Source organism: Hydrogenophaga atypica, from assembly GCF_042665215.1.
Lineage (GTDB): Bacteria > Pseudomonadota > Gammaproteobacteria > Burkholderiales > Burkholderiaceae_C > Hydrogenophaga > Hydrogenophaga defluvii_A.
Genome location: NZ_JBHTCA010000005.1, coordinates 218,392 through 234,846 on the forward strand (window position 1 = coordinate 218,392; position 16,455 = coordinate 234,846).

At 66.7% G+C, this 16,455-nt stretch carries 16 protein-coding genes; 4 read left to right on the forward strand and 12 right to left on the reverse strand.

What is annotated here, in order from left to right; genetic code table 11:
* Window positions 1-140: 140 nt before the first annotated feature.
* From ACFQPB_RS09960 to argS, 8 genes are all read right to left on the reverse strand, one after another.
* Complete coding sequence (locus ACFQPB_RS09960) at window positions 141-659, reverse strand: putative toxin-antitoxin system toxin component, PIN family (protein WP_382222522.1); 519 nt, start codon at window positions 657-659, stop codon at window positions 141-143.
* The gene (locus tag ACFQPB_RS09965) at window positions 649-1,911 is read right to left on the reverse strand and encodes a THUMP domain-containing class I SAM-dependent RNA methyltransferase (RefSeq protein WP_382222525.1); all 1,263 of its coding nucleotides are present in this window, start codon (window positions 1,909-1,911) and stop codon (window positions 649-651) included. The genes ACFQPB_RS09960 and ACFQPB_RS09965 overlap by 11 nt, the downstream gene beginning before the upstream one ends.
* 125 nt (window positions 1,912-2,036) lie before the next feature.
* Entirely contained in the window at window positions 2,037-3,566 is a 1,530-nt protein-coding gene (locus ACFQPB_RS09970; protein WP_382222528.1) for an RNA polymerase factor sigma-54, read from the reverse strand.
* Window positions 3,567-3,568: 2 nt separating this feature from the next.
* Complete coding sequence (gene lptB / locus ACFQPB_RS09975) at window positions 3,569-4,345, reverse strand: LPS export ABC transporter ATP-binding protein (protein WP_382222531.1); 777 nt, start codon at window positions 4,343-4,345, stop codon at window positions 3,569-3,571.
* Window positions 4,342-4,983, reverse strand: a complete 642-nt coding sequence (gene lptA, locus ACFQPB_RS09980; protein WP_382197759.1) for a lipopolysaccharide transport periplasmic protein LptA — start codon at window positions 4,981-4,983, stop codon at window positions 4,342-4,344. The genes lptB and lptA overlap by 4 nt, the downstream gene beginning before the upstream one ends.
* Window positions 4,984-5,100: 117 nt before the next feature.
* Window positions 5,101-5,751 carry a thiol:disulfide interchange protein DsbA/DsbL gene (locus ACFQPB_RS09985; RefSeq protein ID WP_382222534.1) on the reverse strand — a complete coding sequence of 217 codons (651 nt, stop codon included), beginning with the start codon at window positions 5,749-5,751 and terminating at the stop codon, window positions 5,101-5,103.
* Between the two features lie 237 nt (window positions 5,752-5,988).
* Window positions 5,989-6,642, reverse strand: a complete 654-nt coding sequence (locus ACFQPB_RS09990; protein WP_382222537.1) for an SPOR domain-containing protein — start codon at window positions 6,640-6,642, stop codon at window positions 5,989-5,991.
* 5 nt (window positions 6,643-6,647) lie between these two features.
* A complete protein-coding gene (gene argS, locus ACFQPB_RS09995) occupies window positions 6,648-8,333 on the reverse strand; it encodes an arginine--tRNA ligase (protein WP_382222539.1) in 1,686 nt (561 codons plus the stop codon).
* 143 nt (window positions 8,334-8,476) lie between these two features.
* On the opposite strand from argS, the gene ACFQPB_RS10000 reads away from it, so the two are divergent.
* Complete coding sequence (locus ACFQPB_RS10000; RefSeq protein ID WP_382222542.1) at window positions 8,477-8,851, forward strand: PsiF family protein; 375 nt, start codon at window positions 8,477-8,479, stop codon at window positions 8,849-8,851.
* Window positions 8,852-8,895: 44 nt separating this feature from the next.
* Here the strand turns inward: ACFQPB_RS10000 and ACFQPB_RS10005 are convergent, their stop codons facing one another.
* The gene (locus ACFQPB_RS10005) at window positions 8,896-9,171 is read right to left on the reverse strand and encodes a DUF2164 domain-containing protein (RefSeq protein WP_382222545.1); all 276 of its coding nucleotides are present in this window, start codon (window positions 9,169-9,171) and stop codon (window positions 8,896-8,898) included.
* Window positions 9,172-9,220: 49 nt separating this feature from the next.
* Window positions 9,221-10,114, reverse strand: a complete 894-nt coding sequence (gene argP, locus ACFQPB_RS10010; protein WP_382222548.1) for an HTH-type transcriptional regulator ArgP — start codon at window positions 10,112-10,114, stop codon at window positions 9,221-9,223.
* Window positions 10,115-10,222: 108 nt separating this feature from the next.
* On the opposite strand from argP, the gene ACFQPB_RS10015 reads away from it, so the two are divergent.
* The 3 genes from ACFQPB_RS10015 to ACFQPB_RS10025 are packed head-to-tail and all read left to right on the forward strand — an operon-like array spanning window position 10,223 to window position 13,325.
* Window positions 10,223-10,864: a LysE/ArgO family amino acid transporter gene (locus ACFQPB_RS10015; protein WP_382222551.1), complete on the forward strand. Its 642-nt coding sequence runs from the start codon at window positions 10,223-10,225 to the stop codon at window positions 10,862-10,864.
* Window positions 10,865-10,875: 11 nt separating this feature from the next.
* Window positions 10,876-12,537, forward strand: a complete 1,662-nt coding sequence (locus ACFQPB_RS10020; protein WP_382222554.1) for a flavin monoamine oxidase family protein — start codon at window positions 10,876-10,878, stop codon at window positions 12,535-12,537.
* Window positions 12,534-13,325, forward strand: coding sequence for a carbon-nitrogen hydrolase family protein (locus ACFQPB_RS10025; RefSeq protein ID WP_382222557.1), 792 nt, complete (start codon window positions 12,534-12,536; stop codon window positions 13,323-13,325). The genes ACFQPB_RS10020 and ACFQPB_RS10025 overlap by 4 nt, the downstream gene beginning before the upstream one ends.
* Here the strand turns inward: ACFQPB_RS10025 and ACFQPB_RS10030 are convergent.
* Window positions 13,319-15,457, reverse strand: coding sequence for a putative bifunctional diguanylate cyclase/phosphodiesterase (locus ACFQPB_RS10030; protein ID WP_382222560.1), 2,139 nt, complete (start codon window positions 15,455-15,457; stop codon window positions 13,319-13,321). The genes ACFQPB_RS10025 and ACFQPB_RS10030 overlap by 7 nt on opposite strands.
* On the reverse strand, window positions 15,454-16,449 hold the full coding sequence (locus tag ACFQPB_RS10035; protein ID WP_382222563.1) for an EAL and HDOD domain-containing protein: 996 nt from the start codon (window positions 16,447-16,449) through the stop codon (window positions 15,454-15,456). Before ACFQPB_RS10035 ends, ACFQPB_RS10030 begins: the two co-directional genes overlap by 4 nt.
* Window positions 16,450-16,455 lie beyond the last annotated feature (6 nt).

Sequence of the window (16,455 nt, forward strand, 5' to 3'; positions counted from 1 at the left end):
AAGCCTCTTTGCTTTGACACATCGAGGCGCCCGCTCAGGGAGGAAAAGCGGGGAGCCATCAAAGACGGCCCACGCAAATTCTAAGCGAAAATTTGTAGAAATTTGACAAACGAAGATGCCACCCGTGGTATCCGTCTGTATCAGACAACAACCGGATTCCAAGTGACAGAAGTGCTCACGCCGAGCGCGGCCAGGCGCTTGCGCATGCGGGTGATGTGGTGGTCTTTGCTCAACAGCTGGGCCCGGTGGGCCAGTGCCAGATCGATGAATTTCTGATCGTCCGCGTCCGTGCAGGTGACGGGCGCTTTGGGCGCATCGGCCACCTGATCGCACAGCCCATCCATGGCCGCCAGCACCGTGCTCGTGTCGCATTGGTGGAAGGCGATGCGCGCGGCCAGTTTGGGATAACCCAGCACACGTTCCAGTTCATCGCGCATGGCACGTGTCGCAATCCAGCGCACCCGACCGGTTTGCAGCGCATCCCACAGCGCTGTGGTGGATGCGTCTTTGAACACCAACAGATCGAGCGCGACGTTGGTGTCGATGACGAGCGGAGCCCCCACGCGCCCCACTGCGTGTGGCCGCTGCCCCCCAAGGGGGCTGACGCCGCCTTGGGGCGGCCCGGCGGCGGCGTCGGCCGGCAGCGCGTCAGCCGGCATCGGAGGGCGCAGCCGGCTTGGTGTTGCGGCCCGCCACCAGATCGAAGCGGAACAGGCGGCATTCGATGGGGCCGTTCCACAGCGGCACACGCCGGCTTTCCTTGAAGCGCATCTTGCCCGGCAACTTCAGGTCGGGCGTGAGCAGCCAGGCGCTCCAGCCGCTGTAGTGTTTTTTCCAGTGGCTGGCCAAGCGTTCGAAGAAGGCGTCCACTTCGCTGCCGTCGGCGTTCTGGGCGTGCTCGCGCGCGCGCACGGCGGCTTTTTGGCCCGCCACACCCGCCGCAGCGATGCGCTCACCGTAGGGCGGGTTGAGCAGCATCACGCCGGGGTGCTCGCTGGGCGGCAAACGTTGCAGCGCGTCGCCACCGCGCAGTTCGATGGCGTGTGCCACGCCAGCGCGCTGCGCGTTGCGCTGCGCGAAGTCCACCATGCGGAAGGCCACGTCGCTGCCAAAGATGAAGGGCTTTTGCCCTTCGGGCCAGGGCTTTTGTGCGGCCTGTGCCTGGGCCTTGATGCCCTGCCACACGTGAGACTGGAAGGGCAGCAGTTTTTCGAAGGCAAAGCGGCGTGTGCTGCCGGGCGCGATGTTCAGCGCCATCTGCGCGGCCTCGATGAGCACGGTGCCGCTGCCGCAGCAGGGGTCGTACAGGGGCAGGGCGGCGCCCTGGCTGCCGTCCCAGCCGGTGGCCGCGATCATGGCGGCGGCCAGGGTTTCTTTCAGCGGCGCGTCGCCTTTGTCCTCGCGCCAGCCGCGTTTGAACAGCGGCTCGCCCGAGGTGTCGATGTAGACGGAGCACTGGCCTTCGGTCAGGTGGGCAAACACCCGCACATCGGGCCAGGTGGTGTCGATGCTGGGGCGTTCGCCGGTTTTGTGGCGCAGGCGGTCGCAGACCGCGTCCTTCACCCGCAGGGCGGCAAAGTTCAGGCTCTTGAGCGGGCTGTGTTGCGCGGTGATCTCCACCTTGAGCGTGTGCCGGGGCGTCATCCAGATTTCCCAGGCCACACCGCAGGCGATCTCGTAGATGTCGTCTTCGCTGCGGTACGGCTCGTAGGCCAGCTCCACCAACACGCGCTGCGCCAGGCGGCTGTGCAGGTTGAGCAGCATGGCGTCGCGCCAGCTGGCCTTGAGCAACACACCGCCGCGCGAGCGTGACATGTCGCCATCGGCCACGCCCACGATGCGCTTGACCTCAGCGGCCAGAAAGTCCTCCACGCCAGCGGCGCAGGGCAGGAAAAGGGTGAGTTGGTTCATGGTGATGACGGAATGACCTCGTGGCTGCGCCACTGGTAGGACGGCGCGTTGCGCCATGACGGGACCCATTCATGCGGCGAGAGCCACGTCATGGCTGGCGCGGGCGCCGCCGTCATTGTGTCATTTCAACGTTTGCGCAAGTTGGCCGGTGCGATACGAAGGGCTTCGCGGTACTTGGCCACCGTGCGGCGTGCACACTCAATGCCTTGTTCCTTGAGCATTTCCGACAGCTGGTTGTCCGACAGCGGCTTGGCCACATCTTCAGACGCCACAAACTGTTTGATCAGCGCGCGCACGGCGGTGCTCGACGCGTTGCCGCCGGTCTCCGTCCCCAGGCTGGAGCCGAAGAAGTACTTGAGCTCGTAGGTGCCAAAAGGCGTGGCCATGTACTTGGCGGTGGTCACGCGGCTGATGGTGGATTCGTGCAGGCCCAGCTCATCGGCGATCTCGCGCAGCACCAGCGGGCGCATGGCCAGCTCGCCGTGCATGAAGAAGTTGCGCTGGCGCTCGACGATGGCGCTGGAGACCCGCAGGATGGTGTCGAAGCGCTGCTGGATGTTCTTGATGAACCAGCGCGCCTCCTGCAGCCGCTGCTGCATGCTGGCCGCACCTTCGCCCTTGTCGCCGCGCCCTTGTCGCAGCGCGTTGGCGTAGATGTCGTGCACCCGCAGGCGTGGCATCACGTCGGGGTTGAGCTGCACCTTGAAGCCGCGCCCCGCCTTGGTGACGATGACGTCGGGCACCACGGTGTTGCGTTCCACGTTGGCGAAGCGCCGGCCCGGCTTGGGCTCCAACCGGCTGATCAGCGCCAGGCCCTCGCGCACCACGGCCTCGTCCAGGTGGCAGGCGGCGGCCAGGCGTTTGGCGTCGCGCCGCGCCAGCAGGTCCAGCGGCTGCGCGCACATGGCCAGCGCGGCCTGGGCGGCGGGGCTGTTGCGCAGCTCTTCGATTTGCAGCCGCAGGCATTCGGCCAGATCGCGCGCACCCACACCAGCCGGGTCCATGTTCTGCAGCCAGTGCAGCGCCAGGTTCAGGGCCTGTTCGGTGGCTTCACGGGCCTCCCAGTCGTCGCCAGCCAGCGCGGCGGCGAGGTCGGTGATGGGCTCGTCTAGGTAGCCGTCGTCGTTGAGCGATTCGATCAGGAAGTACAGCGCCGCGCGCTCCTCTTCATTGAGCCGCAGGCCCAGGGCCTGCTGGTGCAGGTGGGCCTGCAGGCTGATGTGTTCGCTGGCCAGCTCGGCGGCGCTGGCGGTTTCATCGTCGGCGTTGTTGCGGTTGCGCGGCGCGGCCTCGCCGCCCCATTCGCCGTCGTCGGGCGTGAAGGACACGGTGCCATCACCGTCCCAGTCGGGCTCGCTGCTGCCCACCTCTTCGCTGAAGTCGTCGCTTTCGCTGCTGGTGGTCGCCGGGCCGCTGTCCGCGCTCCATTCGCTCACCTGGTCGCCGGTGCTGACCGGCGCGTTTTCGGCATCCACCCCAAACGCCTCGCGCTCGGCCACCTCCTCGCTGCGCTCCAGGAAGGGGTTCTCGTCGAGCATCTGCTCGACCTCCTGCGCCATCTCCAGCGTGGAGAGCTGCAGCAGCCGGATGGACTGCTGCAGTTGCGGGGTCAGCGACAGATGCTGGGAAACACGAAGCGAAAGGCTTTGCTTCATGTTCACATTCGAAAATGCTCGCCGAGGTACACCCTTCGCACATCTGCGTTTTCGACGATCTCCGAAGGCGTGCCCCGGGCCAGCACGCGGCCCTCGTTGATGATGTAGGCGTGGTCGCAGATGCCCAGCGTTTCGCGCACGTTGTGGTCGGTGATGAGCACGCCGATGCCACGCGACTTGAGGAAGCCGATGATGCGCTGGATCTCGATGACGGCAATCGGGTCGATGCCGGCAAAGGGCTCGTCGAGCAGGATGAAGCGCGGGTTGCTCGCCAGTGCTCGGGCGATTTCGACCCGGCGCCGTTCGCCGCCCGACAAGGCGGGTGCCGGCGACGAGCGCAGGTGCGACACGTGCAGGTCTTCCAGCAGTTGCGTCAGGCGTTCGTCCAGGGCTTTGGCGGTGTAGGGCTTGCCGGTGGCGGGGTCGTCCTGCAGCTCCAGCACGGCACGCACGTTGTCTTCCACGCTGAGCTTGCGAAAAATCGAGGCTTCCTGCGGCAGGTAGCCCAGGCCCAGGCGTGCCCGGCGGTGGATGGGCAGGCGTTCGACGGCCTGGCCGTCGAGCGTGATCTGCCCCGCATCGGCCCGCACCAGGCCCACGATCATGTAGAACGATGTGGTTTTGCCGGCACCGTTGGGGCCCAGCAGGCCCACCACTTCGCCTTCTTCCACCGCCAGCGACACGTCCTTGACCACCTTGCGGCTGCCATAGGCCTTTTGCAGGCCACTGGCTTCCAGCCGGCGTTTGGGCGCCAGCGGTGCAGCTGTGTGCGCGCTCACTGCTTGCCTGGCCCCATGCTGGGGCTGGGTTTGAGCACGGGAGCGGGGCTGTTTGCCGGGGCGGTGGCGCTGGCGTCGGCCTTGGGCACCGGGGTCAGCATGGCGCGCACGCGCCCGCCGGGGTTGTTGGGGGTGGCGGCCGTGGTGGCTGTGCCACCGTCCACCGTGAACACGTCGGCCCCGTTGTCGTAGACGATGGTGTTGCCAGCCGTTTCGTCGTTCAGGTTGCTGCCCCGGTAGCGGCGCAGCACGGCGCGGCCGATGAATTTCACCGTGTCGGCCTGGCTGTTGTATTCGATGCGGTCGGCCACGCCCTCGATGTGTTCATCGACCACATCGCGCTTCTGGCGGAAGAAGGCCTGTTGCTGCGCGTTGCCCAGCACGATGCCGAACTGCTGGCCCTGAGCGCCTTGGCGCACCTCGATTTGTTGGCCCCGGATGAGGATGCTGCCTTTGGTCACCACCACGTTGCCGGTGAACACGCTGGTTTGGCGGCCGTCCTCGTGGCGCAAGGCGTCGGCCTCCACGTTCATGGGTTTGTCGCGGTCGGCCTTCTCGGCCCAGGCTGCCACACCGGCGCACGCGGCCAAGGTCAGCAGCATGGCCTGGCAGAGGTGGGTCAGGGTCGGGAACGGCATGTTGGGTAGGGCATGGAAATTGCATGGCATTGTAAGCCGGTGCTTTCCGACCCCAGCCGGGGCGCGGGCACAAAAAAGCCCGCCGGAAGAGGGCGGGCCTGGAGCAGGGCCTGTGGCTCAGCCCTTGCGCGACTGTGCGATCAGGTGGTCGGCCACCAGCAGCGAGCGCGGCAGCGTCTGCGCCAACGAACCCGAGGTGAAGTATTTGCCGGCGATGCCCAAAGACGGCACGCCGTCCACCTGGTAGGCGTCTTGCAACTGGGTGGCGCGGCGGGCTTTGCCGGCCACGCCGAAGGCGTTGTAAGCCTCCAGGAACTTGGCGCGATCCACACCCTGTTTGGCGACCCAATCGGCGATCTGGTCCTGGGTGGCCAGGCGCTGGCGTTCGGTGTGGATGGCGTGGAAGACCTTGCGATGCATCTCCTCGACCTTGCCCAGGGCCTCCAGCGCGTAATACAGGCGCTGCTGGGGCACAAAACTGTCCTGAAAGGCCACCGGTGCGCGTTTGACCACCACGTGGGCCGGTTGCCGCTTCGCCCAGGCGTCGAACGCGGGTTCGAAGGCGTTGCAATGGGGGCAGCTGTACCAGAAGAACTCGATCACTTCGACCTTGTCGGCCGGCGCATCGACGGGGGCCGGTCGGCCCAGCTTGAGGTAGTCACTGCCCTCCTTGAAGGTGGCCTGGGCCTGCGCGTGGCTGGCGCCCAACAGGCCCGTGGCGGCGGTGCCGGCCATCAGCACGGCCTGGGTGAATTCGCGGCGTTGCATGTTCAACAATCTCCTTGCCAAAACGGCGGTTGCTCCGAGTGGAGCGCGACACGGCGGCAAAAGTTCAAAAACGTGGCTGCGTGTCGCTGATCCATTGCATGTGCGCCGTACCCGCGGCGCATGAAGCGGCCGAACCGGGAGACACCGCCGGGCCGGCTCTGCCGGACGGCTGGTGTCGCCCCTTGAGGGGGATGTGGCCACACGCAGTGGGCAAGCGACGGGGTGGTCAAAAACACTTCAGCGTTGTACGCGCACCAGCGCGGCTTCAATGCCGTTGCCGGCCAGCTTGGCCTGAGTGGCGTCGGCGTCGGCCTTGGCACGGTGGGGGCCGGTGCGCACACGGTAGACGGTTTGACCCGCCTGCTCGCGTTCGGTGACCTTGGCGTCAAATCCCAGCATGGCCAGCTTGGCGCGCTGCGCCTCGGCGTCGGCCGGCGTGCGGAAAGCGCCCGCTTGCACAAAATAAATGAAAGCGTCGGACTCCGTGGCGCCGCCGGCCGGCGCTGTCGCCACCGTGCCACCTGACGGGGGGTTGCCCTGCGTGCGGCTGCGCGCCAGGTCGCCCAGGGGATCGGACGACGTGGCCGGGGAAGTGGCGGCGGGCTTGGCCGCAGGGGCTGGTGACCCCTCTGCCTTGACCGCACCTTCTTCGGGCGCCTGCGCATCGGCCTTGGGCGTTGCCGGCTTGTTGCCCGCCAGGCCCGCGTTCGGGTTCCAGTTGCGGTTCTTTTCGGCCTCAATGGCGTCTTGTGTGGGCTTGCGCGACACGCCCCGGTCCACAAAGGGCACGGGCACCTTGGTCACGTAGACCGCCACCGCCAGGGCCAGACCCAGGCCCACCAACAGGCCGGCCAAAAAACCGATCAGGGTTCCACCAAGTTGCTTCTTCATGCTGTTCACATCTTTTGCGGTGCGCTCACGCCGAGCACGGCCAGGCCATTGTGCAGCACCTGTGCGGTGGCCGCGACCAGGGCCAGGCGGGCACGTTTGACGGCCTCGTCTTCCACCAGAATGCGCTCCGCGTCGTAGTACGAGTGGTAGGCGGCGGCCAGCTCGCGCAGGTAGAAGGTCACGTCGTGGGGCGCAAAGTCGGTGGCGGCAGCGCTCAGCATCTCGGGGTACTTGGCCAGTTGCAGCAGCAGGGCCTGGGCCTGCGGGCCGGTCAAGGCCGAAAGGTCGGCGTCCTTCAGGGTGGCGGCGTCACCGCCTTCCTTGTCTTTCCAGGAGGCCAGCACCGAGCAGATGCGCGCGTGTGCGTACTGCACGTAGTAGACCGGGTTGTCGTTGTTCTTCTGGATCGCCAGATCGATGTCGAAGGTGTATTCGGTGTCCGGCTTGCGGCTCAGCAGGAAGAAACGCACCGCGTCCTTGCTGGTCCATTCGATCAGGTCGCGCAGCGTCACGTAGCTGCCTGCACGTTTGCTGATCTTCACTTCCTCGCCGCCCTTGACCACGCGCACCATGGTGTGCAGCACGTAGTCGGGGTAGCCCTGGGGGATGCCCACACCCGCCGCCTGCAGGCCGGCGCGCACGCGGGCAATGGTGCCGTGGTGGTCGGTGCCCTGGATGTTGATGACCTTGGTGAAGCCACGTTCCCACTTGGCGATGTGGTAGGCCACGTCGGGGACGAAGTAGGTGTAGGAGCCGTCGCCCTTGCGCATCACGCGGTCCTTGTCGTCACCGTAGTCGGTGGACTTGAGCCACAGCGCGCCCTCGTGTTCGTAGGTCTTGCCGGCGTCGCGCAGCTTTTGCACCGCCGCGTCCACCTTGCCGCTGGTGTAGAGGCTGGATTCGAGGTAGTACTGGTCGAACTTGACCGAGAACGCCTTGAGGTCCAGATCCTGTTCGTGGCGCAGGTAGGCCACGGCAAACAGGCGGATGTCGTCCAGCGCCGCCGGGTCACCGCTGGCGGTGAATTCGCGGTCGTCCGAATGCACGGTCTTTTTGGCCAGGTAGTCGTTGGCGATGTCCTGGATGTAATCGCCGTTGTAGGCCTGCTCCGGCCATCCGGCATCGCCGGGTTTGACGCCCTGGATGCGCAGCTGCGTGCTGGTGGCCAGGGTGTTGATCTGCACGCCCGCGTCGTTGTAATAAAACTCGCGGTGCACGTTCCAGCCTTGGGTCTCGAACAGGTTGCAGATCGCATCGCCCAAAGCGGCTTGTCGGCCATGGCCCACGTGCAGCGGGCCGGTGGGGTTGGCCGAGACGAACTCCACCAGCACCCGCTCGTTGCGCGCCGGCTGCTGGCCAAAAGCCGCACCCGCGCCCAGCACCTCGCGCACCACCTGCTGTTTGGCAGCGGCTTTCAGGCGGATGTTGATGAAGCCGGGGCCGGCGATGTCGATGGCCTCCACCCACTGGCCAAAGGCTGGCGTGGCCAGCAGCGCATCGCGCAGCTGCTCGCCCAGCTGGCGCGGGTTGGCCTTGAGCGGCTTGGCCAGCTGCATGGCGGCGGTGCAGGCGAAATCACCGTGCGCCGCCACCTTGGGCGATTCAAAAGCGGCACGCGCACCGGCGCCCGGCGACAGTTTGTCCAGCTCGGCGGCGAGGGCAGCGAGCAATTCGGTCTTGGCTTGAAGCATCGCGGGATTTTACGAGCCGGCTGTTTCCTGGGCGCCACAGGCTTGTTACAGGTGCTTCAAGTTTCTTGCGCGTCGAGCCGTTTTTGGGTGTGATGCCCGTCGGCGCCCATCCCGGTCGCTTTTCTTTTCAGGAGAGGAACCCCATGAAACTGACCTTTGTTGCGCTGTCTTTGGCTGGCCTGGCTTTTGTTGCGCAGGCCCAGACGGCCGCGCCTGCGGCTGCCACGGCATCCGCCCCAGCACCAGCGGCCTCACCCGCACCCGCTGCCGAGGCCAAACCCGCCAAGCCCCGCACCGCACAAAACAACCGCATGTCCGAGTGCAGCGCCGAGTTCAAGGCCACCGGCAAGGAAGGCAAAGAGCGCCAGGCCTTCATGAAAACATGCCTGAGCACCAAAGCGGCCGACGGCAAAAAGGCCCGGAACGAAAAAATGACCCAGTGCAGCGCCGACTTCAAAGCCACCGGCAAAGAAGGCAAGGAGCGCAAGGCCTTCATGAGCGAGTGCCTCAAGGGCTGAGGCCCAGCGGTTGGTCCGCCGGGTGCCCTGACCGGTGCCCGACTTCAGGGTCTGGGCTTGCGCTGCTTGTCGAATTTTCGCCAGTAGCCGAACTCGTCCTCGTGGACCTCATAGTTCAGTTCGGCAAGCCGCGCCTGCAAACGTTCCTGCACGTCGGCCACGACCCGGTTGTAGATGCTGGGCCCGATTTCTTCAACAAAAAAGCCCAGCAACGCGCCGGCGGCGATGTTGCCGATGCGTTCGTCCATGTTTTCGCGGAAATACCGCTCGATCGAGGCAATGGCCTGGGCACGATCCTCTTTGCTCAGTTCGATGGGCATGGGGTGGCTGATGTGGTGGTAGCGGGGCACATGTTGCCACCGCGTGGGTTCAATTCAGGGCTGCGCGCGCCGCCGCCTTCACCGCCGCCGTCAGCCGCTGCGCGGAGGGCGCCTCGCGCGCCCAGTGTTGCCAATACAAGGTCACGTCCACGGTGGCGCCGGGCAACACCTCTTCAAAGCCCGGGTGCCCGGCCAGGTGCTGCTCGGGCACCATGCCCCAACCCAGGCCCAGTGCGATGGCGGTCTCGAACGCTTCCACCGAGGGGGCGAAGTGGCGCGGGTATTCGGGTTGGCGCAGCTCGAAGTGTTGCGCCAGGAACGTGTCTTGTAAGGCGTCTTTGCGGTTGAAGATGATGGCCGGCTGTTGCAGCAGCTTGTGCACCGACACCGCGCCGCTGGCCGTGCGGCAGCGCGCCACCACCTCGGGCGAGGCCACGCAACGGTAGCGCATCACCCCCAGGGGCTCGGCCACGCAGCCGCGCATGGCTTGCGCCAGTGTTGTCACGCAGCCCATCACGTCGCCGCTCTTGAGCGCGTCGTGTGTGTGGTCCTGGTCGTCGATCAGGATGTCGAGCAGCAGCTTGTGGCGCTTGAGCAGCGGCGCCACGCCGGGCAAAAACCAGCCGGCCACCGAGTCGGCGTTGATGGCCACGCCCAGCGTCTGCCACCGTTGGCGCGCGGCGCTGTGCTGCCCCTGCAAGCCGGCCAGCAGGTCGGCCTCCATCGAGCGCACCTGCTTCACGTGCGCCAGCAGCGCCTGGCCGGCGGCGGTGGCGTGTACCGCCTTGCCGCGCACCAGCAAACGTTGGCCCAGTTGTTCTTCCAGCCCACGTATGCGCAGCGACACGGCGGCCAGCGTGAGGTGCAGGGCCTGGGCGGCAGGGCCAAAGCCGCCGTGCTCCACCACGGCAGCCAGGGCGTCGAGCTGTTTGGCGTCGAGCATGGGTTAAGTAAAATTTGAGTGAAGTGAAAACAAGTCAATTCAGTTTAATTCAAGTCATGACAAGCGCACACTGCAGGCCGTTGTGAACCTTGTGTTTTGGGTGCTTTCATGTCCATCGCTTTGCCTTTTGTTTCGTTGTCGCCGGCCTTCACCGCCGGCCTGGTGCTCAGCCTGTCGCTGATCATGGCCATTGGCCCGCAGAACGCGCACGTGCTGCGCATGGGCCTGCAGCGCCAGCATGTGTGGCTGACCATCGCCATCTGTGTGGTCACCGACGTGAGCCTGATTGCGTTGGGTGTGTTGGGCCTGGCGCAACTCGGGGGCTTGAGCGACAAGCTGCAGGGCGCGCTGATCGGCGCGGGGGTGTTGTTCCTCGCGGTGTACGGCTGGCAGGCGTTTTTGCGCTTCCGCCATCCCCGTGCTGGTGGCATCACCGCGTCGGGCGCGCCGCAGGCCCTTTCCCGCCGGCAGGCGGTGTTGCAGGCGCTGGCCTTTTCGTGGCTCAACCCGCATGCCTGGCTGGACACCGCTGTGCTGATCGGCACCGCCTCGCTGGCCTACGGGCAAGGCAGCACGGTGTTTGGCCTGGGCGCGGCCACGGGCTCGCTGCTGTGGTTTGTGGGCCTGGGTGTGGCCATGTTCTGGCTGGGTCGCCGGCTCAATTCCGTGGCGGTGTGGCGGGCGCTCGATGGCCTGGTGGCGCTCATGATGTGGGGCACCGCTGCCTGGTTGGTGGCGAGCTTGTTTTGAAGGAAGTCATCATGCAAAAGCCCGTCACCATTTTTGGCCCCGACTTTCCTTTCGCCTACGACGACTGGCTGGCCCACCCGGCCGGGCTGGGTGTCTTGCCGGCCGAGCGCCTGGGCACCGAGGTGGCGATTGTGGGGGCCGGCATGGCCGGCCTCACGGCGGCGTACGAGCTGATGAAGCTGGGCGTGAAGCCCGTGGTGTACGAGGCCTCGCGCCTGGGCGGGCGGCTGCGCTCGCAGCCGTTCGAAGGCGGGCAGGGCGTGGTGGCCGAGCTGGGGGGCATGCGTTTTCCGGCGTCGTCGCGTGCTTTCTGGCACTACGTTGATTTGCTGGGCCTGCGCAGCCAGCCCTTTCCCAACCCGCTCACGCCGGCCGCGGGCTGCACCGTGGTCGATTTGGCCGGGCAAACCCACTGGGCGCGTTCGTTGGACGACTTGCCGCCACTGTTCCGCGAGGTGGCCGAGGCCTGGGGCCAGGCGCTGGAAGGTGGCGCCGGTTTCAGCGGGCTGCAGCAGGCCTTGCGCGAGCGCGACGTGCCGCGTCTCAAAGCCTTGTGGGATCAGCTCGTGCCTTTGTGGGACGACCGCACCTTCTACGACTTTGTCGCTCAATCGCCCGCCTTCGCGGTCCTGAGTTTTCGCCACCGCGAGGTGTTTGGCCAGGTGGGTTTTGGCACCGGCGGCTGGGACTCGGATTTCCCCAACTCCATGCTGGAGATTCTGCGCGTGGTGCTCACCGGTTGCGACGAGGACCAGCACCTGATCGAAGGCGGCGTGCAGCAGGTGCCCGAGGGCCTGTGGCAACACGCCCCCGCGCAGATGGCGCACTGGCCCGCAGGCACCACGCTGGCACGGCTGCACGGTGGCGCGCCGCGCGCCGGCGTGGAGGCGCTCAAGCGCGCGCCCAGCGGCCACATCGCCGTCACCGACACCTGGGGCGTCACACGCGAACACGCCGCCGTGCTGGTCACGTGCCAGAGCTGGCTGCTCACCACCCAGATCGACTGCGAAGAGTCGCTGTTCTCACAGCCACTGTGGATGGCGCTGGACCGCACGCGCTACATGCAGTCGTCCAAAACCTTTGTGATGGTGGACCGGCCGTTCTGGAAAGACCTGCGGCCTGACGGCCCGCAGCAGGGTTGGCCCCAAATGGGCATGACGCTGACCGACCGCCTCACGCGTGGCACCTACTTTTTCGACAACGGGCCGGACCGGCCGGCCGCCATTTGCCTGTCGTACGCCTGGATGAGCGACGCGCTCAAGATGCTGCCGCACAGCACCGAGAAACGGGTCGAGCTGGCGCTTTCGGCGCTGCAAAAAATCTACCCCGACGTGGACATCCGCAGCCACATCATTGGCGACCCGATCAGCGTGTCGTGGGAGGCCGACCCGCATTTCCTCGGCGCCTTCAAGGGCGCGCTGCCTGGCCACTACCGCTACAACCACCGCATGTACGGCCACTTCATGCAAGACGCCCTGCCCGCCGCCGAACGCGGCATTTTCCTCGCGGGTGACGACATCTCGTGGACACCCGCGTGGGTGGAAGGCGCGGTGCAGACCGCGCTCAACGCCGTGTGGGGCGTGGTGCATCATCTGGGCGGTGCCTGCCACGCGGCCAACCCCGGCCCCGGCGAGGCCTACCCGCAAATCGGCCCCCTGGCCTTGCCCGAATGACCCCCACCACCGACCTCACCCTGGCCTTGTGGCAAACCGCCTACGCGGCCGATGTGCCCGCCGCGCTGCGTGCGCTGGACGACGCGGCAGCACAGGCGCGTGCCCAGGGCGCCGACGTGTTGGTGTGCCCTGAGATGTCGCTCACCGGCTACCTGTTGGGCGCGGATCGCATCGCGGCCTTGGCCGAGCCCACCGATGGCCCGTTGCTGCAAGCCGTGACCGCCACCGCACGCCGCCACGGCATCGCCATCGTGGCCGGCTGGCCCAGCGCCACATCGGGCCGGCCCCACAACGCCGTGGCGTTTGTGGACGCCGAAGGTGTGCTGTTGAACGTCTATGCCAAGACCCATTTGTTTGGCGATGCCGACCGCGTCCAGTTCACGCCCGGTCCGGCGCTGCCCACGGTGTTCAGCTACCGGGGTTGGCGTCTGGGTCTGCTGATTTGCTACGACGTGGAATTCCCCGAGCCTGTGCGCCACCTCGCCTTGTTGGGCGCCGATGTGGTGTTGGTGCCCACCGCCAACATGCGTGAATACGACGAGGCGCCCACCTTGCTGGTGCCTGCACGCGCTTGCGAGAACCGCGTGTACCTGGCCTACACAAACGCGTGTGGGCGCGAGGGTGACACCAACTACGGGGGCTTGAGCACGGTGGCCGGCCCGCTGGGCGCGGTGGTGGCGCAGGCGGGGCGCGATGCGGCGTTGAGCGTGGTGCGTTTGAGCGCGCAGGCGCTGCACGCTGCACGCCAGAGTTCACCGCTGCCGCACCGGCGCAGCGATCTCTACTGAAGCGGCAACCGCCGGTCTTCTGCCACCCAGCGCGCGTACTCGTCGGCATCCAGCGGCTTGCTGAACAGGTAACCCTGGAGCTGGTCGCAGCCCAGCTCGCGCAGAAAGGCCATCTGCTCGCGGCTTTCCACGCCTTCGGCCACGATCTCTTGCCGCAGTTGTTTGCCCATGGTCACGATGGCCTGGGCGATGGCGCAGTCGTTGGCTTCGTGGGGCACACCGATGACAAACGCGCGGTCGATCTTGAGCGTGGTGATGGGGAAACGTTTGAGGTAGGCCAGGCTGGAGTAGCCGGTGCCGAAGTCGTCGAGCGCGATGGACAGGCCCATGGCCACCAGCTGGTTGAGCACGGGCAGCACCATCTCGGGGTTGCGCATGACCAGGCTTTCGGTGATCTCCAGCTTGAGTTGCGACGGCGGCACCCGGTGTCGGTTGAGGGTTTTTTCCACCAGTTCGGGCAGGCGTTCGTCCACCTGCCGCGCCGACAGGTTGACCGCCACCGGGGGTACCACCATGCCGGCATCGGCCCAGGCGCGCAGCTGGCGGCAGGCCTCGTTGAGCACCCAGTCGCCCAGTTCCAGGATGAGGCGGGTTTCTTCGGCCACGGCCACAAATTGAGCGGGCGACAGCAGCCCTTGTTCGGGGTGGTGCCAGCGCAGCAGTGCCTCGGCACCGGCGATGCGGCCGGTCCGCAGGCTCACCTTGGGTTGGTAGAACAGGCGCAGCTCGTTGCGACTGACCGCCTGGCGCAATTCGCTTTCAATGCGGAAGTGGGCGCTCGCGCGCTGGTTCATTTCGCTGCTGTAGAACAGGCATTCACCGGCCTCGGTCTGGTCGCCCACTTCGCGGGCGCGGGCGGCGGCCAGTTCGGCAAAACGCAGCAGGGCCGCGGTGTCCAGGCCATCGTCGGGGAAGATGGAGACACCGATGTTGGCCGTCAAACGCAGTTCGTGACCCTGCACCTTGAAGCTGTGGTCCAGCGTGGACAGCAGCTTCTGCGCCACGATGGCCGCGTGTTCGCGCTTGTTGATGTTGAGCAAGGCCACCACAAACTTGTCGTTGCCGGTGCGCGCCAGCACGTCTTGGTCGCGCAGCATTTTCCGGAAACCCTGGCTCACTTCCTGCAGCAGGGCATCGCAGGCGTCGTGGCCCAGCGTGTCGTACAGGATGGCCACGCGCTGCAGGTGCACCACCAGCAGGGCCCCGTGGCTTTTGTTGCGCTCCACGCCGGTGAGCGCCTGGCCCACCAGTTGCTGCAACAGCGAGCGGTTGGGCAGGCCGGTCACGCTGTCGAAGTTGGCCAGGCGGTGCAACCGCGCTTCGGTTTCTTTGTGGGCGCTGATGTCGGAGAAGATGGAGAAGGCGTGGGTGATCTGGCCGTGGTCGTCGCGCACCGCGCTGATGGACACGGATTGTGGGAACACCTCGCCGTTCTTGCGCCGACCCAGGATCTCGCCGCTCCAGGGGTGTTCGCCTTTCATGGCCAGGCGCACCTGGGCGCGAAAGGCGGCGTCGTGCCGACCCGAGCGCAGCAGGTCGGGCGTTTTGCCCAGGGCCTCGGCGGCGGTGTAGCCGGTGATGCGGGTGAAGGCGGCGTTGACCACCACGATGCGTTCCTGCGCGTCCGACACCATCACGCCCTGGTTGCTGTCTTCGATGATGCGCAGGTACAGGCGCAGCTTTTCATCGTTGCTCAGGCCATCGGGCAGGGGCTTGAACTGCGCCAGCATGCCTTCGGGTTCGCCGTCGGCATCGCGCAGCATCTGCAGCGACATGGTGGCGCGGAACACCTCGCCCGATTTTTTGCGCCGCTGCACCTCCATCAACGCGCTGTCGGAGGCCAGGAACAACTCGGCCGGGGCCTCGCCATCGTCCTTGTACAAAAACAACACGTGTTGGCCGCGCACCTCGTCGGCGCTGTAGCCGAACAGCGCGGCCGCGCCCAGGTTCCAGTCGGTGATGTAGCCCAGCGTGTCCAGTTGCAGCGTGGGCGTCTGCGCCTCGATGTCGCGCTGGGCCTCGGCCAGCGCGGCTTCGAGTTGCGCCAGCGCGCTCAAACGCGTCGGCCCGTCGGCCTGCTGGGCCTGGCGGCACAAGGCCAACCAGTCGTTGAGGGTATGGACGGACGTCATGCGGCGGGGGCCTGTGTCATCTGCAAGGCCCACACGGCCGCTTGCAGGCGCAGGCGGTTGAAGCTGGCGGCGGGCAGGCCGAGGCGGGCAAGGTGCGCGTTCAAAGCGGGCGCGTCGCCGGGCGCCTCGGAGGCTTCGACCACGCTGAGCTGTTGGCCCAGCACGCCCTCGCGTTCAAGCAAGGCGCTGCGCAGCGCGTCGGGCAGGGTGAGCGAGCCCAGCACCTGCGGCAAGGGCTGGCCAAACAGCGTGCCCAGCAGCGAGAACATGCCGCCCATGAAGGCCAGCTCCTGCGCCGCGCGGTCCAGCCCGCAAGCTTCGGCCAGCAGCTCCATGCTGCGCGCACGCAGGGTCACATGGGCGCCCAGCATGGCGCTGCGCGGGTCGTCGTCGCGGGCGGCAAACAGCATCAGGTGCAGCCAGCGGCGCAGCTGCTGGCGGCCCAGCAGCAAAATGGCCTGGGCAAAACTGGTGATCTCGCGCCGCCCACCCAGGGCCACCGAATTGACCACCCGCAGCAGGTGGTAGGACAGTGTCACGTCCTGGCGCAGCACGGCCTCGATCTCGTGGGTGTCGGCGTCGGCGCTGACCAGTTGCACCAGTTGCAGCGCCCGCGCGCGCGACGCAGCCTGGGCCGCCGCCGCTTTGGCAGGAGGCTGTTGGTACCAGGCACCCACCACCCAGTGGTCGTTGTCTACCTGGGCCGGAAATGCCATGGCGGCTTGCTGGAGTTGCGCGTCAGGCAACACCGTGAGCCCCGCCTCGGCGGCCAGCGCCCGGGTGGCGTCGTCCAGCCCCGCATGGGCTGGCTCGGCCAAGTGGCAGGGCAGCGCCGCGCACAGCTCGCGCAGGGCCGGATCGGCGAGCAACACCGACCACGCTTCGAGTGCTTGTGTGTCCAGGTGCAGGCGCAGCGCGGCCGGACGCCGCAGCGGGTTGGCCAGCCACTCCAGCCGGAGGGGTGTGGTGTGGGTGGGGGCGTCTGCGGTCATGGGTGT